Below are 26,945 nucleotides of genomic sequence, written 5' to 3' on the forward strand. Positions count from 1 at the left end.
TTAGCATTTACCAGAGCATTTACTTCAAATGCATTACCCGAACGAATAAACTCGACCTCAAAAGTATATTTCCCATAAAAAGGGCTAATCCATGGATTCTTATTGCAAAATTTATCCAAAGATATTTTGCGAGCAGCTCCGGACTTTTCAGAATTTCGACATCCACGTTCAACAGGTGTATCTTCTGATTCTTCAGGTGGAAGTTTAAGAATCGATTTATCCAAGTCCGTAATTATCGCACAATTCTTTTTTATTCTCTCTTCATTAAAGATGACTGCAATATTATCAAAACCTGTACTACCAATATTGATGAGACTTACTCCTATTTCATCCAGCGAAACTCCAAAGACCTTCTTAAATAAGGCCGGTATCAGTATGTGCTCCGCATCACCTTCAACCAATGCCACCCCTTTCGCAAATAACAAGTTCGTTCGTACTGCATCAAGATACCTTTCCAAAGCCGTAATTTGTTTTGGATTTAATCCATTAGCAGGACTGAATACCAAAACCTCTTTTTTCGCACGGCTCAATATGTTAACTGAACTTATTTTACTGACAGAAGAAATGTGAGTAGAATGAGTGCTTATGATGATTTGGGTATTGTGACTATGCAATTTCTGGAAGAGCGTTTTTTGGATGTGCGTATGGATATGCGCTTCCGGTTCTTCAATCAAAAGGAAATTTGCGATTTTATTCTGAGCTTTTACTTTCTCATATTCCAGTAGTTTCAATGACAAGTAAATCAAGTTAGTACCACCTAAACTCAACTCCCATATTCGTCCTTTATAATCCGGTTCATCAGAATCTCCTACCCATAGTTTTAATGATTGCAAAAGCTTTTCAATTTCAGAAGGTACCTCGGATTTTATTTCAATATACGGAGCATAGGTTTCACCCACTGCTTGTTTAATACTCTTTGAAATCCCTTGAGATACTTCTTTAACTTCATCCAAATCAGTGATTTCCTCATTAAGTTTATTGACTTTGTCCTCTATACTATCTTTTTTGGCTACAGCAATACTTTGTTCTTTTCCTCGTAACAAACTAAGCAAGGGGTTGTCCCGATAAGATCTTAAATCTGCTTCTACGTCTCGAAGGGCTTTAATGAAAGTGCATGACAGCTCGTTTGGTATAGAAAAGCCAAACAACCGCGTTCCATACACATCCTCTTGCTGGTCATCTGGATTTGGAAAGGCAATGTTTTCAAAATCTCCTACATACAGGATGTAATTTTCCTCAATTGAAAAGTCAATATTCCCTCTTCCCCTGAAAGTTAATTCATAGTCGTTGAGTGTTATTGAATCTAAAATATTTTGGAGATCTTGTTTTGTAGGGAAAATATCCTCGGAGCATTCAAAAAGTTCCCGTCTTTTATTTTCTCTTGGCCGGAAAATTAGTGAGTATGTTCCTTTGGTAGAATCGAAATCTTCCATACTTCCTGCCTTATGCATTGCAATTGCCTGAGCTTCTTCGCTGGGATCCAAATCAGAAAATTCAATTTGAATGATAATCCAATGACCTTTCCAATCACCAATTGACCTATTAAAATCGGATTCGTAAAATCTGATGCTTCGAGGAAGGGTTTCGTCAATCAACAATCTAAGTGCGTGAAGGACGTTAGTTTTTCCGGAGCCATTTTCACCAATTATTGTATTTACTCCTTTTAGAAATTCAAGAGAGACGTTTTTGAAGTTCCGATAATTTCGGATTGAAAGCTTAGAAATATACATTAAAAGTTAGTTTATTTTATGGCTTACAAATTATATAGACTTCGGCATTAACTTCGACACAACTTGAAATTAATGATGAAACAAACCAGAGTATCTGTATGACTTCATTTCTTTCTCGAAATGATTCGCCTTTCTTCAATTTTTTAAGCCTATCTTCCAATTCGGATTTAGAAATAAAGTTAATAATGAGATACACTTTTTTTGATAGATTTGGGAAAGTCTTTAATTTTTTAAAATATTCAATTGAATCGTCAGCAGAAGAGCCCTTCCTAACTCTGCCAATTTGTGTTGAAATGCTATTAATATGAAAATTACTACTCCACAAGGTTGATTTTGAAGCAAATTGGTAATCAGAAGGACTTAGATTTCCAAGATTTTTCTGTGCTTGACCAACAATATCCTGAAAATCAGAGGCGGAAAAATTTGAATCATTAAACTTTGAATGAAAAAATGAAACATGATTTTTGTATAGACCGATGTGATCTGCCCACTCCCTGCCAAGATCATCACAAATAAAAAAATCAGAATCATTTAAATATTCACTCTCTACAAAACCGAATAGGGAATCATTTGAAAATGCAGTACTCGTTGTTGAAAAATTCCCTTTTTCACTTTTGACATTACTTAATGCACTGTTTGGCTGAAAAACACGCAGAAATGAATCAATGTTTCCTAACAATCGATTATCCATAAACAATTTTCTGTGACTATACACAAGCTCAACCCTATCAAAATTTATAATATAACTACTATACCTATTATAATAATCAATTATTGAAATCTCAGAATCATCACTAAATTTCAATATTATTTTTTTCAATTTTTCAGACCGCAAAGTTATAGACTTTGTATTCATTGAGACTATAAGATCGTCAACAATTGAAGTTGATACTTTATAACACAAATCACCATCATCATTAATGCGTTGTTCTATTTCTAATAATCGTGAAAAATTATTTAGTACTGTAACCAAATCAATATGTCGTTCTTTATCACCTATCCTTAATACTGTCGAATCCACTTTATTAGATTCGTAATCATCATTGATTCGAGTTAACAAAAATAAAATAGCTATTGGCTTTAATGATTTCTTTTCACTTTCAAAATCTAGGGGTGTTGCAAACGATGAAAGAAATGTTTCTGAATAATTGAAATTTTCAATTTTCATTACTATTGTAGTGGCCCACATAATGAAAAAGTCGAGATTATTTTTCTTACCAAATTTATTGATCCTAGAAGAATTTAAAGATAAAGACACTTTATCATCATTATTATTTAATCGCAGATTATTTAATATATAACTTTGCAATCCGAAAGTTGAAATGTTTTCTTTCAAATCAATAGCTTCGATACTTTTTTGTCGAATAACATTATCTGATATATTCATATTATTCATAGAAAATTTTTCAAAGGAAGTGTTATCATCAATAAATAAGGATGACATGATCTTATAATCGATTGGTATAATTTGATCGTATATTTTTCTTGTACCAGAAATATTTCTTTTTGATATTACAGTATATAAATCAAAATCCAAAATTACGATATAAGCAAGCTTTACTTCATTCCATTCTGCTATCTCATCTTGGATAAATGATGGTTTCTTCTGATACTTAAAAACGCAAATTGAACAATCTACATCATTTCCATCTCTTACCTTATAACTAATCTTTATCTGTTTAAGCAGGTATCTTCCAATTCTTTCACTAGAAGTTTCTCTGAAAGTCTCTTCAATTAATACCTTGGATAAACGACCAGTTTTAACTCTCTTAAAAAAGTATGCATTTTCATTTAACACTAAATTATTTTTTAATTCTTCTTCCGTCATATGAAACTGGTTTTAAATAGAAATCTATATCATAAAATTATGTATACTTTGAGTATTCTTACTCCCCAAGCTTCTAGCAATAACTACTTCCAGCAGCTGATTTCCTTGAGCACCTAGTGCCTGCCTTAGTGGTAGCGGCGCATTGTGAGGAAGTTATCAGAGTTGGCTTAACTTCTTTGCTTGGTTCTATCTTTTTTGATTCCGATCATAGCGGAATTAGTTCAGCTTTGCCAGTTTCTTTACTAGAAGGCTTACACACCAAGCAGGCAGTCAAGCCCCTCTTTTTAGCGACTGCCAGATCAGAAGCCCAGCCTGTTTTGGCGTAGCGGCAGGATTCCTTATGATACTTCGATCCTGTCTTAGTGATAAAGACTGTCTGTGCCTGAAGCTGGGCTGCAAGCAGGAAGAATGCTGTAAAAAGGAGGGTGTGAAGAATCTTCTTTACCTCTTCCCTCCTTCTCCTCAAGGAGAAGGCGACTGATTGAACTAACATTTAGCTTTCAAATTTAAAACTTGTTAAATGATTCCCGTCTTTAAGCCCAGATGGGTAATAAAGGTTGGTTGATGCTCTCGAAGTAAAAGACAATGTCAAGAAAGGGGAAATTCTCTAAGATTCTATACCCTGTACAGGGTATTTTTTGAGGAAATTGTAAAAAAGTGAGGGGAAAGGGTCGTTTTTTTTGATAGGGCGATGTGATCAGTAGTCTATAGGTTTAGTGGCTGTATGATGAAGGCAATGCTATTTTTATATAAAATTCTTTGACGAAAGAGATGAGAATAATTTCATTGCCAAAAATCAACATATTGGGCAAAAAAAAACGGAGCACTTGGCTCCGCAGTAAGTTAAGTTTGTAATCATTTATGCATTGATCACAATGGACTTTGCTTCGTTCATTGATCTGCCTTCCTTCATAAGGAAGTCCAGTCGCATTTTTTCCAGCTCCTCGTTCATTTCGACGAGCATCGCCTGTGAAGCAGCGGAATCATGGATCAGCTTGATCCTTCCTTCCTGCCTCATTTTATCAAAGTAATCTTTCGCAGAATTAAAATATTGATTCATAGATAATTAGTTAAAAACCTCCAAGATTATTGGTATAAATATCGAAGTGATCCAAATGTAATGGAATATCTCCCCTTATTTTTGACTCTACTGACTAAGCTTTTTTAAAAACTAGTTTTACTTTTTTTAATATGGCTAGTGCCAGAAAATCAAATCTCTAGAAGGTTAACAGTAATTGGCACAAACATTTATTTTCTGCCAAATATTATTCTGTCAGTCAGTACTTTTTTCAGAATTCTCTGACAGAACGATTTCTAGTCTGACATATCTATCTTCATAAAACCTATTCTATCAGTCATTTATTTGTGTTCATCTTTCATCTCTTCAATTCTTTCAAGTACATCGTTGACCTGCTGCACAAGCCATTCTCCCATAAACCCCTGTCCTCAAAAATATTATTCGGGTAATGGTATTATCTTAATCCTCCGAAATTCGAAATAGTGCAGAGCAGAGGTATGTGATTTCTGAGGAAGGGATGGGGGTGATTTGAACACTTGATTAATGCATCAATCTGGAAATTAGTCAAACAATATTTAGGTAAATAAGAAAGTTCATAAAATTCCATCTGCTGAAGAGCTCCAATCAATGAACCCCGGCCTTCACCAAATTTTTCGACTACGTCTTTTCTTAATTGACTTGGAATATCTCCAAAATAAATCGTTCGAAAGAAAGAAGCATCAGCAACTAAACCTCCAAATTCAAGCCAACAATGTCCATCCCATACTTTATTTTCAACATTACCAAATTCCGGATCTGGAAGAGGATTGGTACAAACAAACACTTTTTTACCTTGGAATAGAAGATCTCCACAAATAACCGAAACAGGTATAGTAGAATGATCGTGGATAATTGCTGCCCAAATTGCAGATATCTGAGTGCAGTTGAGTGCAGTTGAATGCTTTTGGAGGCATATTTTTTAATACATCTATGGCAGTGTTTTTAATGAATTCTAGTTCATTATTACTAAGCAGGTAACTCAAATGCTTTTCCGTTTCCTCAATAAGTAAAGTTTGCAAAAGAACATTTTTTATAACACCCTCTCTGTCCATTTGCATAATATTATAGGTCACAATATTTTTTTGATATAAACTACTCGATTTTTAATCTATCCCATTCAATTTTTCCCAAACCCGTTTGTATTCCGGACCGCTTAATCTTGATCCAGCAGGTCGCACGCTATCCCAAGTTTCTTGACTTTGACCACTTAGCCAATTGCTTACAGAATCGGTTGGTTGAGTGAAAATTTCCCCACCTACGGATTCATTGTACAATTGACCTATTCGGTTGGCAATACTTCTCGGCACACTATTCCTTCTCATTAGCACCCCTTCGTCCGTATTAACACCATAGTGCAAGTAGGCAGGGAGATTAGCCATCCTCTTTTTATCTACCTCTGAAAGGCTATCCCAATCAACCCCACTTGTAGGCATTTTTTGTAATGCTGCTAGCCCCCATGTCGCAGAGTTCGCCACTATCTTATACAGAGCTTTAGTGGTTTTTTGAATAGCACTGTTCAAATCTTCATTAGGATAAAATCGGCGTGCTATTCTTGAGATATTGTGCCCATTGACCCAATCAATTATCATTCTCGCAATGCTCGACTGGTCTAAAGGTCTTTCTCCAGAACTTAGTTCTTCTATTGATTTTTTTATCTCGTAGGTACTTAACATTATACCTACAAGCTTTTGCATACTTTGATTTTGCTCTGAAAAAAGTTGATTTCTATTCCAATCACTTGGGGAAATACCTGATGCTGCCAGTTTTCCAATCATTTGTCTTACAGATACTGATGAAAAACCTGTGGCGTCAGACATCTTTGCATCCGCCAAAGAAATAGAATTCGCATACTTTCTAATATTCTCTCTTAAGAATAGTTTCTTTTCAGCAGGTAATTGACGGTAACCCAAAGTTCCTTGCAATTTTTGTTCTAATTGCGCCAAAAATAGTTCCTGACTTTGCTCCTGTTTTCTGAGATGAGAAATATATTGAAGGATGGCAGACCATCTTTCGTCAACAAAAAGCCACATTTCAAAACCAAAATCTGCATGTCTGAGAGCATTATCAATAGCATTTGCAAGTTGGGATAATAGAGCCCCGGAAGCAGAGGTGATATATGTAGAAACGTCTTGCAGATCTTTATCGCTTCTCACAGCCATACCTACCCATCCCATACTATCTTGGCCTGCACGACCTACTCTTCCTGCCAAATTCCAGAAATCACGAACTGGCATTGCACCTGAGTATGGATAATTATAAGCTCCCATGATCACCGCAGAAACTGGGAAGTTGATGCCTTGTGCGATGGTAGTGGTGGCAACTAAAGCCTGCAGTTTTTCATTGGACATCAAATCTTCAATCAAAAAACGAATTTCATCGGGTAAAGCAGAACTATGTACTGCAATCCTTCTGCTTAAAAACCTGGCTAATGGAAAATTATCTCCCAGCTCGCTTTGTACCAATTTTATTAATAAATCTACATCCTCATCCTGACCAAAGTTATCACTTGATTTTTCGAATAGAGTTTCAGCAATGCTATACGTTTCATTGGGGGCAGATGCCAAGACTATGATTGGTGAATCAAGATTTAGAAATTGGGCAGCTACGTTCTTTGCGATTTTAACTTTTGACCCTTTCGCTTGGGATGCGGTTTCTCCGGCATCTCCTTTACTTAAAGAAATAGCATCCCCTACTTCATAAGTTCCCTTATCTGTATGAAGAGTCCTCAGCAAATAGTCATAATCTCTGCCTTTACCTTCAACCTGAATAGCACCAATCACTCGTTCATTTGGCTGCCACCAATCCAACTCCAAATTGATAACTTGACCTCTATCCCCAGCTAGCCAATTCACAACTTCTTGGGAGTTCGAAATATCAGGAGTCATCAACAAGAAATTTACTTCCTCACAATCATTTTTGATGGTGGAAAGTAAAAATTCAAGATTTAAACCTCTTTGCTTTTCTTCAATGTTATGAGCTTCATCTACCACAGTTAAAACCAAGGGACGCACATTGGTAGTACCAAGACCCTGACGTACGAGAAGATTCATTTTCTCGTACGTGGTTACAAGCACATCAAACGTAGTTTGGTTACCACTTTCTTCTATTAAGTGCTGTTCAAAACCATCCAATTCAATGGCACCACTTGCTTTTTCTACACTTAGACCGATGTTACCTAAATCCCGTTTAAGTTGATTGTAAATCTGATTGACTAATGCCTTTGTTGGCACCACATAGGCAACCCAACCACCTTGTTCTCTGAATTGATTTAATGCTTGTAAAATCCGATACTCCGCTATTAAGGTTTTCCCGCTCGAAGTAGGAAGATTTACAACAATGGCCCGATGTGCGGGATTAAGCAATTGCCCTTCCAAAATGGACTCTTTCTGTGGGTAAAGCAACTCAAACCGCCCATGTTCCTGACGACTTATAAACCGATTGAATTTAGTAACCCAATTGTTGATACCTCTGGTGTTATACCATATGGTATTTCTGACAATTTTTATGGCAAATGCTTCGAAGAATTGATATAAAAGACCTAAACTTATGTTGCCTGATTTATGGGCATACTCTCCAGAGATTTGCAAATGATATTGCAATTGATCTTCCGGCTCCAACGGTCTTCCTTCTAATAAATATTGCCCAAGGATGTCAATACTCTTGGCGAAGTGATACAAGGATACTAATTCAGCGGCTCCATAAGGACGGCTTTCTTCATTGACTTGATCTAAAAATAGATTTTCAAACTGATTTTGCTCACTTCTTAATTGATTGATAAGCTCAACGGCCTGGCTAATGTCCCGCCAATTCTCCTTTTTGACCAACTGAACGATTGCTTTGAAAGAAACCGTTAAAATTCTATTGTTCCAGCTTTCTCCAAGTTCTAAAGCTTGGATTTGTCCGGTAAGCCCTTTGAGATATTGCTTTACAAAATGCCAGTGCTCTCCCAAATAACCGAACGCAATTAACTTGAATTGCTCAAGTATAAAATATTCATTTTCAATATTTATCGGAATTTGACTGGTAATATCGAAGTAAACTGAACATAGTGCTTTAAATTCGACAGAATCTCGTACATCCCAAAGTTCTATGATTCTCAGTTCACATAATTCCTTAGCTTTCTCTAACTGTGCTAGATCCTCATCTGTTAAGTTTACTTTTTCAAATCGTTTCGATAGCTTTCCTTTTTGAATGAGCGCACCGATCCCTTCAAGCATATCTGGGTATGCTTGTTCGAGATAGTTATATTTAACCTGAATGCTCATTAGGTTCTATTATTTATAATCTGTACCCATCCTTCTTTCGGAATGGGAAGGTACATAGCCAAAAGTTTTATGCCATTGGGCTCCAAAACATGGTTTCTTAGTCTGCCATAACTCAATGAAACATCCCTTTCATCATGTTCAACATCTCTAATCAAAACACCAATGAGATGATAATTATCAGAACTATAATATGCCCTTTGACTAGCTTCAAAGTCTGTCCTGAATTGATGTTGAGACGGAAAATGTCTCATTTTATTTTGGAGATAGCTGATCAAAACTTGTCTTTTGCGCCTGTCATTGTATAAATCCCTCAACTGGCTTTCTATACCTTTAGAACCAGTCATTACTTGGGGTGGTCGATTGGCAGTTTCTGAAGAGGTTTTAACCTCGCCAAAAAGGAAAAGGACTTGACCGTCAACTTCAATAAATCCTACTATGTCTGCTCCAGTCTTATTTCCCTTTGGATTTCTAGCATCTCTATTCTCATTCCAGTGAAAACGGCAAGTAAATTCCTGTTCTAAAATAACCTCAGCATAGGCCTCCCCAACTCGGAATTGTTGGACCTGTATGTCTTCATTTTCTAAAGCCTGAATATCAGCCAATAGGCCATCACTTGCTTCAAACCCAGTCTCATCCCTCAAAGTTCTTAATCGATCTAGAGAATCTTGCCATTCCTCACGATCTTGTAAATTATCCATAACAGCGCCCTGCAAGTGTTGGCGGCATTCCTGTTCTTCAATGCTAATTCCTTGATAGTTTCTACCTAGAGTTTCTATGTTTTCAAAAAGTATATTCATAAAACACTAATTATTAACATGTTGATACAGTTGCACACAGTAATAGATACCATTTTGTCTGATTAAATCATAAACATACCTCTTTCCTAAGGTATCCAAAAATCAAATACGAAATGGGACCGGATTTAAGCTCGGATGGGTAGTAAAAGTTGGCAGTGCTCCTGAATCCTATCAGTCTCGGGACTTTAGAGTTTCTAGTGATAAAGAGTAGGGGCAAGAAAGTGGAATTTTTCAAAGATTCTATACCCTGTAAAGGGTAATTTTTGGTGAAATGGCAGAAAAGTGAGGCGGAAGAGCGGTTTTTTGGTGGGGTGATAGGATCAGCGGGTGGAGATGTTGGATTTTTGTCTGATTATTTTATTACATCCTCCAAATTTTAAAAAATCCTTTTAATCTTTCCATTTACATTTACCTCATATCCAAAAGGCCTAGTTTCTTCTACAGCAATTCTGGTGATTTCTGGCCAAGAGCGGGAAAGCATCTCTACCATTTGCCAGACGCTCAATCCAGATTTCTTTGTTTTTGCCATCAGAAAGAAAATCTCAAGATTATGCTCTCTCAGTAGGGCTATTTCATGTTTGCGTCGATTAAGATGTACATCTCTGGTAATCACACAAGCTTTTAACTTCCCAATGGCTGGGATCCAATCTTTGTCTTTGGTTCCATAGCCAAAATATTCTGGCAGGTGCTAGACTTCCCCTCTTTCTTAATCCCTTTGTAAAACACGTAATCCCTATTAAAAAGATAGCATAGCAAACTATTTACCTTCCTTATTAAGCAAATTCTTCTTCAAATTCAAGTGCTGGATCACATACCGTTTCTATAGCAGATCCATACAATAAAAAACCAGTAATAGGTAAAGGAGCTACACAACTGATCGGGTTTTGATTAAAGATATGCTCTTCCCTGAGTTTCATCAAAAGCCTTCCCAATGCATTTCTCCCTCTTAATGTTTTGTCTTGATCCCTCATTGCTGCCCAATCTTTATCCTTTTTTGAAACTTCCACTATGGGACTGTTTCGTGTATCCATCAAGACTTTTGAAAATTTTTCATAATTCTGGGAAAGTTTAACCTGTAATACCCAATACATGACGTCATACTTAATAGATTCCCAGTCTTGCCTTGTCTTATCCAAGTATTTTCTACTAATCATTTTTGCAGTCATTAGACTATGTTGCTCAATAATCTCCTTTTGGATTTCTGGAAATAAAGGATATCTACAGGCCTGATAAAGCGCTTCTGCAGTGGGAATTATAACATCATTGACCCGAATGACAAAACCTGGAGCCATATTAGAAAGTCCGCCAAACTCACCCTTAGTGCTGCTAAATGCTACCACTTCAGTCGGTTGATAAACTCTTTCTGAGATTTTCATACTTTAATTTATAATTTTTATTGAGACTGGCCTCTATTTTTTACACAAAATAATGGAATCCAGTCATGACCGGACACATCCCACCAAAATACCAGAGGGCAGGTGTTGGAAACATTCCTCCACGTAAAAAACAAAGTACCCGTTCCAAATGTTCGGTGAGACTTTACCGTGTCTCCCAAAGGTCTTTTTCTAGGATCAGGGGATAATGACTTCACTTTTCCCAACAATTCAATCCCCTTTTCTAAGAAAATTCGCTCAAGTGTTAACCTATTCTGCGGATTAGAGAAGAAAACCTCTTTTGTTGGCTGATTGGGATTCCGAAACGCAGGGGTATTACCAGGAGTACTGATTGTCAGAGAATTAAGGTAATCCATAACAAACTTAGATTGATTTTGAACTGGATAAAGGCAATTAAGCTTTTGATTACTCCATTTCACTTGGTTTTCTATTAGATAATCAAATCTCATTGGAAATTTTCCAAGGAGTCTATCATCAACATCCTTCATTAATCTCCACTCAAAATTTCCTTGACCTAGCTGATGGACACAAAAAAAGCTCGAAGCTAAAGTAATCGATCCATCTAGAACTAGAATCTAAATTTCTGCCATTTTCACCTGATTTTGAAAGCCATTTAACGAAATCTTTATACAAAGTCCCACCAGTTGCCAAAATATCGTCAATATAGAGGAAGTGCTTTTTTGGAAATTTATCTAAATCCTCAATTGATGAACCCGTTCTCTCCTTAACGATCTCATCAAGACCTCAATACCAATGTGGTTAAGAAACGCAATCCAAAAAATGAAAATCATTAATGATTCCCTCTATTTTTAACTGGAAACAGCGGGTACCAACCATTTGCTTCCCACCAAAATATAATAGGACATGTGTTGGAAATATTTCGCCATGTGAAAAAATGGCACCCTTTACCAAGCGTTTTGTAAGAAGGAGGTGTCATTCCAAGCGGTCTTAAGCTTTTTGCTTTTAATTCACTAATTGAATTAATAATTTTTAAACCTTTATCGAGCAAAATTCTTTCGTATCTATCTCTGTTTTCTGAAGACGAATAAAATTCTTCTTTCAAAGGATACTCAGGATTTCTAAAAGCAAATTTTTCATTTGTCATTTCATAATCCCTTTCAAAAGCATTCTCTATAAAATCTAGAAATTCAAGTCCCCTCTCGGCGTAGTCTTATCGCTCGTGGGACTGGGTGGGATTTGTAATTCCACCCTACTATTTTTACCAATTTTCAATTGGCTTTTCTACTCCCTATGAGATTCATATTTTATTCTTAAATTAGTAGTGCGCCTTTTTAATGCCATGAAAAGATATCTTTTAGTATTCGTCCTCTTACTCTCAGCATTCCCACTTCTGGCTCAACTACGCCACCGGCCAAACAAGGTTCACAAGCTCGTAGATGGCGATACATTCTGGATAAAGATGGTGCAGGGAAACTGAGAAAATCCGGTTGATCGGGGCGGATACTACTGAGGTGAGATGGGAAGGTCTGACGAAAGAGCAGCCAGGAGGAAAGGAAGCCTCAGAATTAATGTTAGACAATCAGATTTATAAACGAATAAAAAAGTATTTGCAATTAGAATCAGATTGATCTCCAATCGAAAGAATCATCAATGATTAGGTAGGATTATCTTAAAAAAAGTTACTTTTGTGAACAATTTTTTAAACCTATAAGTTGTAATAGTGAAGTTAATAGATACATTTGAAATTCTTGAGGGAGTTCTTTATGCAGCAGTCTTTGATAAGACCAGCTATGAGGGAGTCAATGAATTTCGAAGACTTATTAACCAATGGACGGATAGAGAATACCTGGCAGATTACTTCATAAGAAATCAGGAAAAGCTTCAAAGCCGCTTTTGGAATGAAATGATCAACGGAGATCCAGCCGTTAACGTAGAAATTACCAAAGCTATAAATTGGACAATTGAAGAAGCTAGCGAATTCGAAGAGGAAATCTTGAAATTGGCAAGCGGAACTGAAAAGGGAAAAACCTTAGATGATATTTTTAAACCACTCCATAAAGAAATCCGAAAAGAATCGGACAATACCGAATTCAAAGCCTATGGAATTTACGAAAACAGTTGGCTTAGATTTTATGCGATAAGATATAGTGAGAATCTCTATTTCATATCAGGCGGTGGAATAAAGTTGACCCATAAAATGCAAGAGTCAGAAGATCTTGATCTCGAATTGATCAAGCTTCAAAAAGTTTACAATTATTTATTTAAAGACCCTGAGATCGATCCTGATCTCTTAGATAAGTTAGAAGGTTAAAAATAGTCCTATGAAACTTACCCCACATATTCAAAATATTCTTAAAAACTCAAAAAAAGACACCGAGTGGAAAAAGGAAGCGGAGGAAAGAAAATCAGCTCGCCAAGAATCTCGAAAATCCGGGATGATAGCAACTCAATTGGCTTATTTTATGAAGACCAATGGAATTTCACAGACTGACTTGGGTAAACTAGTAAATGTCACCCCTCAGCAGATCAGTAAAATCCTGAAAGGAAGGGAAAATCTTACACTAGGTACTATTGAGAAAATTGAATCTGCACTTAATATTGATTTAATAAGAACTGTCAATCTAGAGTCAGAACTAAACAAGTTTTCCAAAGATCTTCAAGCAACAAAAAGTTCCTCTATTGCATTAGACTTAGGTACAGGCTCAATCGGGTATGCATTAAAAAAACCTTCTTATCAATCATTCCATAATTCGAGATTTTATGGCGGTACATTAAGTAATTCCCCTCTCCCAACTTTTGCAAATGGATATTACGGGCAAATGAAGCAAAAAGCTATTAAACGAGCACATGAAAGATTTGAAATGCTTAAGCAAGAATTCCATTTCGAAAGTGAAGTGTGCCTTGTGGATGTAAAGCATAAATCCTATTCAAAAAAAGTGGCTTGGGTAGATTCTGAAAGTTTTGTAGCTGAAGAAATATAACATGGAAAATATAAAATTCGGGCTTCGCGAAATTGCCACACTGCAATTTGCAATCCTCCCTGATGCCTATGATTCCAGTGCGGAAAAATTTCAGTATTCATTTGGGATAAATTTCTCTTTTCCTGATATAGAGAAAAGAATGATTTGCTGCTCCTGCCTAGTTAAATACGAAGGTAAAATTTCTCCGTTCTTGATTCTTGAAGTTGCTGTCTACTTTGAAGTAGAGGAAGAATCCTGGGATCAATTGAAAGGCACAAAAACTAATCAAATAAAACTTCCAAAAGGTACTGCCCACCATATGATGTCCTTGACTATAGGATCGGCAAGGGGAATTCTTCATTCTGAAACTAAAAATACAGAATTTAACCGTCTCATCCTCCCTACTGTTAACTTGAATAAGCTGATAGATGCGGATGTAATCCAATCAATAGCTTAATCCGAAAAATAGTAATAGAGCAAAAAAAACATCACTTAAAGGTAATAAACGCTATTCAAACCAATAATTAAGGAAAGATAAAAATGGACTCCATTTCTAAAACTATTGCATTAAAAAACGAACTTGATAAGCTTCGCCCTATTTCTAGGGAGCAAGAGGATATTATCATGCAAAAGTTTCGTCTGGATTGGAATTATCATTCCAATAATCTGGAAGGGAATTCTTTAACATTTGGTGAAACAAGGGCTTTGATTTTATTTGGAATTACCGCTCAGGGAAAACCTTTAAAAGATCATTTCGAAATCACCGGTCATGATCAAGCCATCAAATGGGTAATGGATGTGGTGAAGGGAGATTACCCTTTGACAGAAACATTTATTCGAGAGCTGCATACGCTCTTGCTCAAAGAACCATATGAAGTAGATGCTATCACTCCCGATGGAAAACCCACAAAACGCTTGATTCAAGTGGGTCAGTATAAATCTGTTCCCAATCATGTATTGACTAAAACAGGAGAAATTTTCAGATTTGCAACATCGGAAGAAACACCTTCCCAGATGCATGATTTAATCTACTGGTATCGTGCTGAAAGTGAGAAAACGGATATCAACCCTATTCTTCTGGCCACAGAATTCCATTATAAATTTATTCGGATCCATCCTTTTGATGATGGAAATGGAAGACTGGCTCGCATCCTAATGAATTTCATCCTGATCCATTTCGGATATCCGCCGCTCATTATAAAAACAGAGGATAAACTAAATTACTTTGCCGCTTTGCGACAGGCAGATGCCGGAATTATCGCACCATTCTTTGAATACATTGCTTCCAACCTGATTCGGTCTCTGGAAATAATGATCTCAGGAGCCAACGGAGAAAGCATAGAGGAAGAGGATGATTTGGATATGGAGATCGCGCTGTTGAAGGCTAAAATGATTAGTGAATCTAGTAGTAAAAAACCTTTTGTTCGTTCAAAAGAAATGATCTTAGAGTTCTATGACAATTCAGTCGTGCCACTCTGGAAGGAATTTATTGCTACCTGTAGTGCTTTCGATGATTTTTACTTAAGACATGAAAAGTGGGTTGAAACTGCTGATGATGCAGATAATTATGAAAACCAAATTGAGACTATTCGACAAATTATTTCTGAAGACACCTCAGAATTTATCCTTACCTATCAGTTTTTCGGCATGAAAAAAGAAGGTAGTGAAGAGTCTAATTTTACATCCCGATATCATATCAAGCTAGGTCAAAATAATTCTATTAATTTCAAGCTTGACAACAGCCAAAAGACGGTTTTGAAAAAGACATATGGCTCGATACTCACCAGAGAAGAAATAAAATTGCTTTGTAAAGAAGTTAAGCTAATGCATACTAAGACACTTTCGGAAAAGGTTTAAGTTTCGTGGTAAGAGGCAAAATGCAAAATCAAACTGATATGGAATGTACATTATACAAAAACGGCTCCACTGAAAAAGGTTTGGTGACTGTAACACTGGAAAAAAGAGGAATAATCGTGTTGATCAAGGAAGTACCTGCGAAGGTATGTACAAACTGGTCATTATTATCTATCCAGTGAAATGACCAAACTAGTACTTGGAAAAAGGAAAAGAAGCTTATAATAAAGGTGCTGAACTTGAAGTGGTGAAGCTTGAGGAGGCTTGAGGAAAAAGGCGAATTCATTCCCCTATTGAGATTATCACATCTTCCACTTTTTCAAATTTTAGCTAATAGGCCTTTAACATCCTTAACTACATTTTTTGAAAAGCCCTACTAATCGGTAATTATTGGCCAGAACCTTAAGTATGAAAGAGACTGATAAGGGCGCACACATAGCGATAGGTAGAGTAAATTCTTGGATCTCTCTGGAAGGAAGGATTTAATTTCATTAGCAGTTGAGTGGTATTTATTTAAAATCCGGGTTTTTTAACTTCAAGTACCCCCCTTTACACCGCATAAAGTTTGTCATTTACTGACAATTGACAAAAAAAAGGCAAGTAGCGCTTTCTCAGGATTTTCAGAGAAATATTGAAAAGCGGTATGTGCACCAAGATTGGAATGTGCCTTTAGCTGTTGATCCACTTTTTCCGGTTCCAAAAGATAAGTTTGAAAGTAGGAAGTGTATTTCCCAAGATCATGAAGCCAGCAAACAACACTTAATAGTTGGTTTACATTATCACATTTCTCAAATACGACTTTACTTGAGAAATGAGATAATGCTTTATCATGAACACCGCTCAAATGAGCTATGAGTAGTTTACTCCGTTCCCTTTTACCTTCGTTCAGTTTGCTATGCGAAAACACCGGCATATTCCAAAAATTGAATGTTTTCGATTAACTCTTCAGAACCCAATTGAAAGTAATGCTGACCTCGAATACCGAATCCACCTCAAATAGGATTGAAACAAGGACATGCCTCTAAAAAGACATTAAAAAAGACTGCCTCGAATACCGAATCCACCTCAAATAGGATTGAAACATCGGTGTCTAATTGCATTTTCATTTCAGCAGTCTCTAATTAGAGGAATTAGACACTATAAAGGATATCTATAACTTGATGTCGGAGAGGAAAAAGCAAAGAATGGAGAAAAGTTAATGGCTGTTTATTCAGCAAAGTATGGGTTTAAGCGTTATAGTCAAACAGGGATGTGTTTGGTTGATGACGATGGTATAGCACTCATACAAAATTACCTAGCTAGACAGTAACCCTACAACCGTAAATCAAAATCGTAATGAAAAATAATGAATTTGACGAGTACGATGTGAAAATCGGACTTGAAACCCTAAAGGATTGGAATGAAGAAGCATTGAAGGAATCTGATTCCCGGGCAAAAGAAAACGCTTTGAAACGGAGTCCGGCAACCCAAATAAAAATCCAATTGGCAGGACTTCAATACAGGATAGAAGAAAATCTGGAGAACTCAGACTCTATTATTGACATGGAAGAGATCGTCAAAGAACTGAATGGTATTTTAAATATTACAAAAAGCAAACTTGCTCAATCTATAGATATGGATAGTCCAAACCTATCAAAATATTTAAAGGGAGACAGAAAGCTTAATTCTAATCTTGCAATGAAACTAGGCTCATTCTTTCATATCAATCCTGAGATTTGGCTTGAGATCGTTATGAAGAATGAGCTAATAAAACTTAAAAGTGAACAAGACAATTTAGAGAAATATAAAAAGTATGATTATGAAAAAGTAATTTCATACTAAAGCTAATTGATTAAACGATTATTTATTGCGCGAGTAAGTTTGGAATAAAAATCCAAAAAAATACTTCTTTGAATAGTTCTTCAAAAAAAGTACTCTTTCCTGCCAAGCTTGAATTTGCTAATAAGGTGCTTTCCATACTAAAGTGGGAAACTAATTGAAATCAATAAAATTTAATATTTAAAGAAAAGGAACCCGAAAAGGTTTTTTTTTTGTGTGTCAGGCATGATCATAACGCTCTAGGGTGGAAGTCCCGAACGAAAGTTGCAGTACTTATCGTTAGCCAATAGCAAGGGTGTCGTAGGCGACTGCGAATCTGAAGGAAGCTATCGGGATCGAGCCTACTAATAGAAACTTCATATAAGGCGGGGATGTGTGGGTGATGTTGCAAAAGAAACAGAAGCCCAATACTGCACGGAACACATGAACGTAAATGAAGAGGCTACGTAAACAGAAAGCAAATGATCTTACCCTGAGAAATCTGAGAGTATACCGTGGCTGGTATTTTCGAATGCCCAAGCGGTGAACGTTTGCAGAGATGCACTTCGGTATTTACAGAAGTCAGCAGACGCCATAGTAGTTCAGAAACGAGTCCTGTCAAGAAACAAATACAGGGAAGTCTCACGAAAGACCGAAGGGCTGAATGTTAAAGTAAGGTAACGAATTACGGTGTTTTACAGAGAAAGCAAAAAAAACCGAACCACGTAAGAGAGCTGTTTGCCGGAGGATAGGGCGGAACCCGAAAGTAAAGTGCAAAAGGAGCATAGCTGATGTGTGAACGAGTAAGGAAGTGCCCTGTGAGTCAAAAGTCAAGAAGGATGCTGGATAGAATTATGGAAAGGCGTATTATTGAAAGAGCCCTTTTGCAGGTAGAGCGCAACAAGGGTGTAGGAGGTGTGGACGGTATGCAGACCGATGAACTTCGTGACTACCTAAGCACCCACTACCAACACTTACGCAAGGAAGTACTGTCAGGCAACTACAAGCCAAGCCCTGTACAAAAGGTAGAGATACCCAAACCAGAGGGAGGGGTAAGAATGTTGGGAATACCCAAGGTAGTAGACCGACTGCTCCAACAGTCGATCAGCGTATGGATAGGTCAATACTACGAGCCCTTCTTTTCAACCTTCAGCGCTATGGTTTTCGCCCGAACAAGAATGCCCATCAGGCAGTATTACAGGCTCAGATCTTTCTAAACGAAGGGAAATCGTATGTAATAGAACTTGACCTGGAAAAGTTCTTCGATCAGGTGAACCACGACAAACTGATGAGTCTTCTGATGCTCACAGTCACGAACAAAGGCACCTTAGGCCTTATTCGAGCGTACTTGCGCAGCGGAGTAATGGAAGGAGGAGTAGTGAGTCAACGACTGGAAGGTACACCGCAAGGTAGCCCCCTGAGTCCATTGCTATCGAATATCCTGCTAGACGAACTGGATACAGAACTGGGTAGAAGAGGATTGAGTATGCAAAGAGATGGGCATATTCGTAGGATTGTATTTTGCCCAGCTTGGTAGAAACAGGACAACAGGAAATCTTCTCTCAGAAATTAAACATATATCCAACACTAATACCCCAGTCAGATTGTAGTTGTTTCACTAAAACTGTTGGCTTCTCTAAATAGACATAGTCAAATCCGTTTTCTATTCCTTGTTTGCCTAATCTATCAACATAACCAGTAGCTCGGAAAATATCAAAAGTTAATTGATTCTTTTTGCCGAAGGCAATCCCGCCTCCATAAAGCATTCTTGCACGAACCTCTTCTCCAAGTGATACTCCGGTACCAACACTTAGGTGGGCCCCCAACTCCAATGAGCCCACATTTAATCTTCTGCCAGCATGAAAAAGAGCAGCCACACCAATTTCACCATCAATTTCATTTTCCTCAACAAGTTTAAAATTCTGAGTTGAGTCATTTTGTTGGATGGTTTCGAATCCTACACTGCCATTCTTGGCAATTTGCAAATGTTAATTCTAACTTAACCTCACCATCTGCAAATGAACAGGAAGTAGTACAGGTGATGAAATTTGGTTTTCGTCCTCGCCCCTTCCCTCTTCCCAATACGATGCGAATTTGGAACATGCACTTTTTTAATTGGTGATCGGAAATGCCAGCCTAAATGATTCTTCTCCTTTCAGCATTATTCAAAAAAGCGTTTCAATTACTGGCCTCTTGCTATAGAACGTATATTTGATATACCTCCCTTTTCTGGATATGGAACCGCTTCGATAGACTTAATACTTTTAAAAAACTGCTTTGCGCAAGTAATGTCTAGGAGAGACCTGCTCGTCAGCAATTTCTTGACTCCACTTTTCTGATCTTCCAAAAGAAGCACTATTTGATTGTTCAATACCAGATTTTGCCCTGGATCTCCTAATGCCCTAAAGAACCATTCTCTAAAATCAGACACATTGTCCTCATGGAAAAGCGCGAGAGTTGGCTTATCACCTTGAACTTGAACATACAATCTGTTCTCAGTCGGATTTCCTAGAGAATCGGGAAAGAACATTTTCATTGAATATAGTTGGGTACACACGCCCAGATTCCAGACAGGTATATCAATAGTATCTGCTAATGTTTGGAAAGGGAGGTATATAACTTTATCGTCAAACTCACCCCTATTTCTACCTCTGACCTGATTCTTTACTGACCTGATCATCCCTTCAGATTGGATGGATAAATTAATATTAGCGGAGTAGCATGGAATATATCTCAAGCTGACCACCTCCAGCCCCGCATCATTTATACCGTTAATAGTGCCAGAATCATCTTTGAACAGCTTCTTAGCATTTAGATAGTCTTTTTGATCCGATCCACTGCGGGTGCTTTTCAAGGTTAAGGTCATATATACGTTTTCAGCAATGTTCTTGTTTGGAGCAGATGCTTGGGTCACTGTCAAATTCTTATCGGAGAACGAAAAGCTAGTTTTGATCCGTTGATACTGCAGTTTTAAGCCCTCATTAATCGTACTTGAGTTTTCATATTTCAATGCCGCGGTTACGCCTGCTTTTTTGGAAATATCGACTGTTCTGTTCTCGGAGGTTTTTACTTCCCCTTTGTTTTCGTTGGAGGAAATATTTCCTTCTTTGTTCAATCCCTCTGAATCAGAGGTCGAGTTGGTACTGTTAGAACCGGTGCCGTTCGAATCGGTGTTTGCCCTATTGCTTGTTTGGGAGACAGCTGCTCCTACGCCAGCTTCACCCTTGAGATCCGATACAAACCTGACTTCATTCTTGCGATCCAATGTGCCCAGGTCGATCAGTTCCAGATCATTTTCAAGTCTATCAATCGTCTTGATCGTAAAATTATTACCAGTCAACTTGATGTCTGTAGACAGCTGCTCAATACGTGTATTGGGGTGAAGCAGGTGCTCGTCGTAGTAATACCTGGCAACGGAGGATATGAGTAACCTGACCTTCACCTCGTCTTTTACGTCATCTCTGAATGCCTTTGCACCATTAGTACTGGTGCTGGCTGGCCGAGGGACCGGTATTTTGGAGAGATCCGATTGTATGGCCTCAATGATCTGGGGGATACTGTCCGCTTTCTCACCAATGATTCTGAGGAAAGTGTGAGGAATTGAATCCCTGAGGTCAAAAAAGTTTTTAGGTTTTATGACACCGAGTTTCGGTTCATCGGGAAGGGGCAAAAGAGCCACATTCACTCTAAGTATATCGTTGATTACAGGAGTCTCAGGAATGGAGGTAAAATATCTTTTGTCAAACCTGTAGCTCCCCCGGTCATTGTTGGTCACTAGTGGTTTGGCACATGAGCTTATGATCAGAAGGAAGATTGCTACTTTAAATATTTTCATTTTTTCTAAAGGATTGCGGTGATTTCAAAAACTAACGTCAGTGTTTCCCCTTTTGGATACCCCGCGGAATTAACACAAGACCCCCAAAACCCTCTCTCAAACGTTGCGTTCACAGAATATTGGAGTGTAGACGAGGGGTTACAACAACGATTCCCATCTTTCAACTGAAATAGTTCGGTCTCCTTTTCGATTGTATATAGTCCTCCTACTTGGTAGTCCTCCTCGTTTTTTCCTTGGCCATCTAAATACAACATTTCGCCGATGGCTACATCCTCACCAAATAAATAACTTGCCGGAGTATCAAAAATCAAATTTAATTTCCTTTTAAGGTATTCCTGTGAATAGTTAGATTCCCGTATCGACACGTTGAAAGCTTCTTCCCCCATGTCAAGGTATCCTTTGGCATGCTTGTGACCTTTCTGCAGTTTAAATTCGATACGGCTCTGTCCCTTGGCATTTGGTCGGCCTTCATCAAACCTTATATCTCCTTCATTTTTGATAAGTTCCAAAATATTTTTAATCTGGCTCATAGTATATTAATTTTAAATGTTAAAATATAATTCATTAGATCACTTATTCGGTTTCTCATTAATCACCTTAGTAGCATAAGGTACAATTCCTAGTCCTAGGGCAGCAAGAATTGTCCATAGATCTTCGAATTCGGGAATTGGCATCCCCTTGATTGCAAAATACATGTAATAGGAGAATAGGCAAATGGCCAATACTGAGGCACTCATAGAACTCAGGAATGCTATCAAACGACTACTACTTCTATTCATAGGTAAAGTGATTGTATCCACGACTACTGGAACAGGCACTGCTTGCGGATTAGCAGGATTAAGAGCATTTAAATCAACTATATTTGCTCTACTCTTAGCCATATCTATCTGTGCAGTTTGAACTTCTTCCAGGCGCAGTTCTGGCACATCATCAGAAAGCGCGTTACTAATTTTATATCCTTCCTTTTTCAGCCACTTGATAAAATAGATAGCAGCAAGTAATGAAAGTAAAACAGGCATTAATACATAGACCCACATCCATCCCAGCTCTGGCATACAATCCAAACAAGGGATTACCTCTGCTTGCGAAGCTTTTAAAGCGGCCTTCTCTTTTTCATTCGCATCAATTACATTCTGCAGGGCAATTACCTTTTCCTGCTGGGCAGAAATCATTTTAGTGGAGTCTTGAGAAAAGCCTTTTAATGAGATGAGAAATAATAGGATAATCAATGTCGGTTTCATAACCTTTAGTAATTTTAAAACAGCCCGTTCTGTTTATTTATACAAAAGGTAAGAAGCAGTTTATTTGATAAACAGCCCCCTTAAGTAGGTGGTGGGACTGAAGCAGTAATCGGTGATGATCAGCTAGTTGTCGGATAGGACAAAGTCATTCGCATATTAAAATCGAGTTTAAAGAATGCATATATCTATTCCATAGAAAGATGATGACTATTACTGTTGTTTTTATTCAACAACAGAATTAAACCCATCACAAAAAAACCGTATTGGATAATATTGAGATAATTTCTTAGGCCCCAGATTTTCTCAATGATTTGAGTATATAAAAGAGCATCTATAAAAAATGTACCAAAAGAATAGAGAAAAATTCCAGACAATATCCAGAACCAAGGGTAAAGAATTAAATCTTCTATTTGCTCCGACATACGCAACAATGAAAATCCAGACAGAAATGAAGTAACAATTAGATAGAAAGATGAAAATGCGTGCGGAAAAACAAGCGTTTGGCTGACGGATTCGAGATAAAATTTAAATCCAAAAGATAATAAAAATATGGAACCCGTATATTCTCGAAGTATATTTCGAAACTTTGTATTAAAATTGGAGCTAGCAATCCAAAGAAAAAAAAATGCTTCATAAATAATATATACAATTAGGAAATATCCATGAATGTTTGATACGGAATTAGTTCTACTCGAAAGAAAGCCTAATCCGTCTACCACTGCACCAAATAGTAGAAATCCAAAAAACAGGCGAAGTTTTAAGTCGCCTGTTTTGAGCTTAATTCCAGCTATACAAACTGGAATAAGTATTGCCAGAGATGAGATTTCCTGCAAAGTTAACATTATCAGAAAATAGTTTTTATTAAATGGAGTTGGGTGGTGGAGGTGGTGGCCAAGAGTTTTGAACCAGCCTAGAAGTAACAGTCGTTATTGGACCAGTTTCAATAATATTTTTGCCGTTTGAGTCAACTCCTACAAAAATCACCCGAATCCGATTTGACTTCTTGTGGCTATAACTTGTATCATAACCAAAATAGTATCTAACAGCGACCAAACTTCCGTGAAGAAGAAATTCTTCAATATCACGATTGACGGCACCTCTGTTTTCAAAAAAACTGCAGGGAAATACGTTGTATGGAATTCCATCAGATTCATCTGGCAACTGATTTATAAATTTCATTACTTCTGCTTTAGATATCCGGATATTCCCAGCAAGCGGGATTTGATGAGTTAGCAGCATGTCGAGCACAGCTTGTTCGTTTATATCATTCCCTTTGTAAGTAAATGTGGAACTGGGACACAATAATGTTTCTGAAGTAGGAAAATCAGGAACTTTCCCCACATCGTAAGAACCATCTTCGAACGCTATAAATAGTTTAGGGTAGTTATTATTTTCTTGATTTCGACAATACCACCCCATACTACCATTAAAAATGGCACCAAATTCATTTTTTATTGCATCTCTTGATACTGTACCGCCAATTGCCTCACTTAATGCTAATTCTTTCAGTTTTGGCTCTTTTAGAAATGCTAGAATAAGATGAACCGCCTCGTCAAGACAGATCTTATAAGTTGTTTTAAGCAGGTTATTAATTTCTTCATCCATGATAGTAGTGTTTAAAATGAAAATGTGAATATTCCAAAGTCTTTTCCTGATTCCTTAGTTATTTTTGTTAATTGATATTGCGCCTCCTTAGGAGAAGATATGCTTATCGAATAGGTAGTTCCTTTGGGAGCCTTTACAAACCAATGTAGAATAAACTCCTCCTCGGCAGGTAAATCCATCGTAACTGTTTCGCTTCCTTTTGCTATCAACTCATCATCCAGATATAGCCATATGGAACCTTTGTCAATAAATGTAGAAGCGACCAGCTTGCTCATATCTTTGAAATTTTAAACCAATGTCCTCCAATTGATCTGCTCCTGCCACGCCCAATTGGAAATCGGTACAGATACTCTAGTAACCGGATGATTTAATTAATTATCCGGCATTACTTATCTTAGTTTTTTTAAAAAACCCTCCTTTCTTCTTCTGGATACATCCAGCACAGCCCCGTCTAGTAGCTTTACCTGCCCGCCTTCTCCTTTGATATATTCATTCAAATAATCCAAATTGATCAGATGTGAATTGTGTATGCGATAAAACCTGTACCCGTCCAACATATCCTCGCAGTCTTTCAAAGTGCGGGATACAATGATCTTCCGCTTATCTTTTAAGTAAAAGGTCGTGTAGGTATTATCTGATTCACATCTGATAATCTCATTTACATCCACAAAGGTGTATCCGGTAAAACTCGGGAGAGCTATTTTCGGCTTTTCCTGAAGTAGAGTCAGGTTATTCAATAAATTCCTGATGTGTTCACCCCCATTATATTTCTTAGACTTAAATCTGTTCAATGCATCTTCAAATGCAATTGGATCTATAGGCTTGACCAGGTAGTCCACAGCTGCCAATCTGAAGGCTCTGACTGCATATTCCTCATAGGAGGTAGTAAATATCAAGGCAAATTCAATTTTCTTCCGTGAAGAAAGCCAATCAAAAGAAGTCCCATTCTTGAGCATCACATCACATATTGCCAAATCTGGGTTCGCTAGTTCTACCAGTTCTTCTGCAGCTATTCCAGACTCTGCAATTCCCGCAAGTTCAAATTCTGGATGCTGATTGAGCAATCTTAGAAGATTCTCTTGTGCATGCTTCTCGTCTTCTATAATAACAGTCTTGTAGCCCATAGCTTTAATCTTCATACGGAATCAAAATTCTAACTTCCCTACCCATACCATTCTCCTGGTTTTCATTGAATGAAAAGGATGCTTTGGTTTTATTCAGTTCATTGTAGAAATCAAATCGTTCTTTCATCAGATGTACTCCCATAGAAGTCTTTTTAATGACATTGCTTAAATCATAAGACTCTTTAACCTGATCGGATTTTCCATCATCTCTGATTTTACAGCAGAGATGATCTTGATCAAATTCTGAAAAGTAAACATTAAGCTTTCCACCTTCTGAAAGCCCATGCCAGACTGCATTTTCCAAAAAAGGCTGGATAAACATTGGGGGGATTTGGATATCCCTTCCAATTAATTCTTGAGCGAGTTCAAAGTGAAAATCAAATGAGGAATTAACCCGCATCTGTTCAAGCTGTAGGTAAATCTTATTGTTTTCAATTTCCTCCTGCATATCCACCATTCTTTTTGCAGAGCTTTCCAATACATAGCGTACCAGTTGGGAAAATTTTATTAAATAACTGCCTGCAACCTGTGAATCCTTAGTCTGGATGAAATGGTGAATGGAATTAAGGCAGTTAAATATAAAGTGAGGATTGATCTGAGCTCTCAGCGCTTTGAGTTCTCCTTCTGCTATACTAAGCCGTAATTGTATCTCCTTTTGCTTGAATAAGGTTTCTCTTTTAGATCTGTAGATGACAAAGACAATAAATGAAAAAGCTATCACCACAGGAAATAAACCAAAAAGCAAAGCTTTTCTGATTTGACTATCTATCAGTTCCGCATTAATTGGAGGCGTCAGATCAGAAACCTCACTCTGAAGAAAAATATCGAAGAGTAAATATCCGTTCAAGGTTCAAAAATTATAATTCAAAAATCACTTTAATATAAGTGTTTTCCTTTAAACCTATAATATTCAGAAAGTTAAATTATTAAAAAAGGCAACACATGTTAAAATTTTAACATTTTTAAAGTCAAAGTAAGATTAGCAAGTTGGTCTGATTCTTCTTGTATCGGAATAATACCAAGCTATTTGGCCAGACTTAAGTACTGGATTTCTAGCAGATAGAAGAGCATCTCATTTTCCTTTCTTGATACTTTTTAGACCATAAATCTTCCTGTAATAATGATTCCTCCCACCGCGCCTAATACTATGCAAATCTGCTAACCCCCGACCCCTAAAGGGGAGATTGGCTATGTGGATGTTTGCAACCCTAGCTTTAGGAAATCGGAACACATATAAACGTTGAGGATAGTAAAAAGTAAAATGTTTTTAGGGGCGACTGATTATTCGCCCTTACAAAATATGCGACGAAAATCATCCGTAAAAAGACCCATCGGGACGACATGTTTTGTAACCATGGGTGCAAAAGACAAACAAGCCTTTGTCTCCGGCGCACTATATTGTGTGATAAGATGAAAGATCCTGCAAGGAGAATGAAAACAACTATGCGGAAATAACTCGTCATAAGGATGAATGATTTTTCGCCCTAATTTAGGAAA

Annotated in this window: 28 protein-coding genes and 1 pseudogene; 7 read left to right on the forward strand and 22 right to left on the reverse strand. The window is 37.3% G+C overall.

All coding sequences use genetic code 11. The annotated features are described in order from the left end of the window. From BVH04_RS22085 to BVH04_RS22135, 12 genes are all read right to left on the reverse strand, one after another. Window positions 1-1,730, reverse strand: a 1,730-nt coding sequence (locus BVH04_RS22085; RefSeq protein WP_140160641.1) for an ATP-dependent nuclease, incomplete at its 3' end; no start/stop codon positions are given. A gap of 16 nt (window positions 1,731-1,746) precedes the next feature. Beyond that, window positions 1,747-3,558, reverse strand: coding sequence for a hypothetical protein (locus BVH04_RS22090; RefSeq protein WP_086543636.1), 1,812 nt, complete (start codon window positions 3,556-3,558; stop codon window positions 1,747-1,749). Window positions 3,559-3,763: 205 nt separating this feature from the next. Next, window positions 3,764-4,051, reverse strand: a complete 288-nt coding sequence (locus BVH04_RS22095; RefSeq protein ID WP_086543637.1) for a hypothetical protein — start codon at window positions 4,049-4,051, stop codon at window positions 3,764-3,766. A gap of 366 nt (window positions 4,052-4,417) precedes the next feature. Then, entirely contained in the window at window positions 4,418-4,618 is a 201-nt protein-coding gene (locus BVH04_RS22100) for a hypothetical protein (protein WP_086543638.1), read from the reverse strand. A gap of 412 nt (window positions 4,619-5,030) precedes the next feature. Further along, window positions 5,031-5,399 carry a hypothetical protein gene (locus BVH04_RS22105; RefSeq protein ID WP_086543639.1) on the reverse strand — a complete coding sequence of 123 codons (369 nt, stop codon included), beginning with the start codon at window positions 5,397-5,399 and terminating at the stop codon, window positions 5,031-5,033. 319 nt (window positions 5,400-5,718) lie between these two features. After that, window positions 5,719-8,880 carry a DEAD/DEAH box helicase gene (locus BVH04_RS22115; RefSeq protein ID WP_086543641.1) on the reverse strand — a complete coding sequence of 1,054 codons (3,162 nt, stop codon included), beginning with the start codon at window positions 8,878-8,880 and terminating at the stop codon, window positions 5,719-5,721. Further along, window positions 8,880-9,677 carry a hypothetical protein gene (locus tag BVH04_RS22120; RefSeq protein ID WP_086543642.1) on the reverse strand — a complete coding sequence of 266 codons (798 nt, stop codon included), beginning with the start codon at window positions 9,675-9,677 and terminating at the stop codon, window positions 8,880-8,882. Before BVH04_RS22120 ends, BVH04_RS22115 begins: the two co-directional genes overlap by 1 nt. 376 nt (window positions 9,678-10,053) lie before the next feature. After that, window positions 10,054-10,362, reverse strand: coding sequence for a PIN-like domain-containing protein (locus BVH04_RS25245; protein ID WP_169714485.1), 309 nt, complete (start codon window positions 10,360-10,362; stop codon window positions 10,054-10,056). 88 nt (window positions 10,363-10,450) lie between these two features. Continuing rightward, window positions 10,451-11,053, reverse strand: coding sequence for an NADAR family protein (locus tag BVH04_RS22125; protein ID WP_086543643.1), 603 nt, complete (start codon window positions 11,051-11,053; stop codon window positions 10,451-10,453). Window positions 11,054-11,070: 17 nt separating this feature from the next. Continuing rightward, window positions 11,071-11,559, reverse strand: coding sequence for a phosphoribosyltransferase-like protein (locus tag BVH04_RS22130; protein WP_086543644.1), 489 nt, complete (start codon window positions 11,557-11,559; stop codon window positions 11,071-11,073). Between the two features lie 10 nt (window positions 11,560-11,569). Then, the gene (locus BVH04_RS26805) at window positions 11,570-11,803 is read right to left on the reverse strand and encodes a hypothetical protein (protein ID WP_449353823.1); all 234 of its coding nucleotides are present in this window, start codon (window positions 11,801-11,803) and stop codon (window positions 11,570-11,572) included. Between the two features lie 58 nt (window positions 11,804-11,861). Further along, the gene (locus BVH04_RS22135) at window positions 11,862-12,176 is read right to left on the reverse strand and encodes a phosphoribosyltransferase-like protein (protein ID WP_086543645.1); all 315 of its coding nucleotides are present in this window, start codon (window positions 12,174-12,176) and stop codon (window positions 11,862-11,864) included. A 576-nt stretch (window positions 12,177-12,752) separates the two neighbouring features. Here BVH04_RS22135 and BVH04_RS22140 point away from each other — a divergent pair. From BVH04_RS22140 to BVH04_RS26260, 5 genes are all read left to right on the forward strand, one after another. Beyond that, a complete protein-coding gene (locus BVH04_RS22140) occupies window positions 12,753-13,343 on the forward strand; it encodes a hypothetical protein (protein WP_086543646.1) in 591 nt (196 codons plus the stop codon). Between the two features lie 10 nt (window positions 13,344-13,353). Then, window positions 13,354-14,013 carry a helix-turn-helix domain-containing protein gene (locus BVH04_RS22145; RefSeq protein ID WP_086543647.1) on the forward strand — a complete coding sequence of 220 codons (660 nt, stop codon included), beginning with the start codon at window positions 13,354-13,356 and terminating at the stop codon, window positions 14,011-14,013. Window position 14,014: 1 nt separating this feature from the next. Beyond that, window positions 14,015-14,449, forward strand: a complete 435-nt coding sequence (locus BVH04_RS22150) for a hypothetical protein (RefSeq protein ID WP_086543648.1) — start codon at window positions 14,015-14,017, stop codon at window positions 14,447-14,449. A gap of 83 nt (window positions 14,450-14,532) precedes the next feature. Next, window positions 14,533-15,849, forward strand: a complete 1,317-nt coding sequence (locus tag BVH04_RS22155) for a Fic family protein (RefSeq protein WP_086543649.1) — start codon at window positions 14,533-14,535, stop codon at window positions 15,847-15,849. 38 nt (window positions 15,850-15,887) lie between these two features. Beyond that, entirely contained in the window at window positions 15,888-16,028 is a 141-nt protein-coding gene (locus BVH04_RS26260) for a YgiT-type zinc finger protein (protein ID WP_240511021.1), read from the forward strand. A 386-nt stretch (window positions 16,029-16,414) separates the two neighbouring features. On the opposite strand, the gene BVH04_RS22165 is transcribed toward BVH04_RS26260, so the two are convergent. Then, a complete protein-coding gene (locus BVH04_RS22165) occupies window positions 16,415-16,759 on the reverse strand; it encodes a CRISPR-associated endonuclease Cas3'' (RefSeq protein WP_086543650.1) in 345 nt (114 codons plus the stop codon). A gap of 422 nt (window positions 16,760-17,181) precedes the next feature. On the opposite strand from BVH04_RS22165, the gene BVH04_RS22170 reads away from it, so the two are divergent. Together BVH04_RS22170 and BVH04_RS22175 are read left to right on the forward strand one after the other, a co-directional pair. Beyond that, window positions 17,182-17,667 (forward strand): helix-turn-helix transcriptional regulator, encoded by a 486-nt coding sequence (locus BVH04_RS22170; protein WP_086543651.1) that lies wholly within the window; start codon window positions 17,182-17,184, stop codon window positions 17,665-17,667. 1,063 nt (window positions 17,668-18,730) lie between these two features. Next, window positions 18,731-19,180 (forward strand): annotated as a pseudogene (locus tag BVH04_RS22175) (reverse transcriptase domain-containing protein); the annotation flags it as partial. A gap of 25 nt (window positions 19,181-19,205) precedes the next feature. Here BVH04_RS22175 and BVH04_RS22180 read toward each other — a convergent pair. The 9 genes from BVH04_RS22180 to BVH04_RS22220 all read right to left on the reverse strand — a co-directional run bounded on the left by BVH04_RS22180 (window position 19,206) and on the right by BVH04_RS22220 (window position 26,295). Further along, window positions 19,206-19,628, reverse strand: coding sequence for a hypothetical protein (locus BVH04_RS22180; RefSeq protein WP_086543653.1), 423 nt, complete (start codon window positions 19,626-19,628; stop codon window positions 19,206-19,208). A 197-nt stretch (window positions 19,629-19,825) separates the two neighbouring features. Continuing rightward, entirely contained in the window at window positions 19,826-21,478 is a 1,653-nt protein-coding gene (locus BVH04_RS22185) for a hypothetical protein (protein ID WP_086543654.1), read from the reverse strand. 5 nt (window positions 21,479-21,483) lie between these two features. Further along, entirely contained in the window at window positions 21,484-22,008 is a 525-nt protein-coding gene (locus BVH04_RS22190; RefSeq protein WP_086543655.1) for a hypothetical protein, read from the reverse strand. A gap of 39 nt (window positions 22,009-22,047) precedes the next feature. Then, complete coding sequence (locus BVH04_RS22195) at window positions 22,048-22,719, reverse strand: hypothetical protein (protein WP_086543656.1); 672 nt, start codon at window positions 22,717-22,719, stop codon at window positions 22,048-22,050. A gap of 185 nt (window positions 22,720-22,904) precedes the next feature. Continuing rightward, on the reverse strand, window positions 22,905-23,561 hold the full coding sequence (locus tag BVH04_RS22200) for a hypothetical protein (RefSeq protein ID WP_086543657.1): 657 nt from the start codon (window positions 23,559-23,561) through the stop codon (window positions 22,905-22,907). Window positions 23,562-23,580: 19 nt separating this feature from the next. Then, window positions 23,581-24,324, reverse strand: a complete 744-nt coding sequence (locus BVH04_RS22205; protein WP_086543658.1) for a hypothetical protein — start codon at window positions 24,322-24,324, stop codon at window positions 23,581-23,583. A gap of 11 nt (window positions 24,325-24,335) precedes the next feature. Further along, window positions 24,336-24,599, reverse strand: a complete 264-nt coding sequence (locus BVH04_RS22210; RefSeq protein ID WP_086543659.1) for a hypothetical protein — start codon at window positions 24,597-24,599, stop codon at window positions 24,336-24,338. A gap of 114 nt (window positions 24,600-24,713) precedes the next feature. Next, window positions 24,714-25,463: a LytR/AlgR family response regulator transcription factor gene (locus tag BVH04_RS22215; protein WP_086543660.1), complete on the reverse strand. Its 750-nt coding sequence runs from the start codon at window positions 25,461-25,463 to the stop codon at window positions 24,714-24,716. Further along, window positions 25,453-26,295 carry a sensor histidine kinase gene (locus BVH04_RS22220; RefSeq protein WP_086543661.1) on the reverse strand — a complete coding sequence of 281 codons (843 nt, stop codon included), beginning with the start codon at window positions 26,293-26,295 and terminating at the stop codon, window positions 25,453-25,455. The genes BVH04_RS22215 and BVH04_RS22220 overlap by 11 nt, the downstream gene beginning before the upstream one ends. Between the last annotated feature and the right edge of the window lie 650 nt (window positions 26,296-26,945).

The sequence above is a fragment of the Algoriphagus antarcticus genome (assembly GCF_002150685.1).
Lineage (GTDB): Bacteria > Bacteroidota > Bacteroidia > Cytophagales > Cyclobacteriaceae > Algoriphagus > Algoriphagus antarcticus.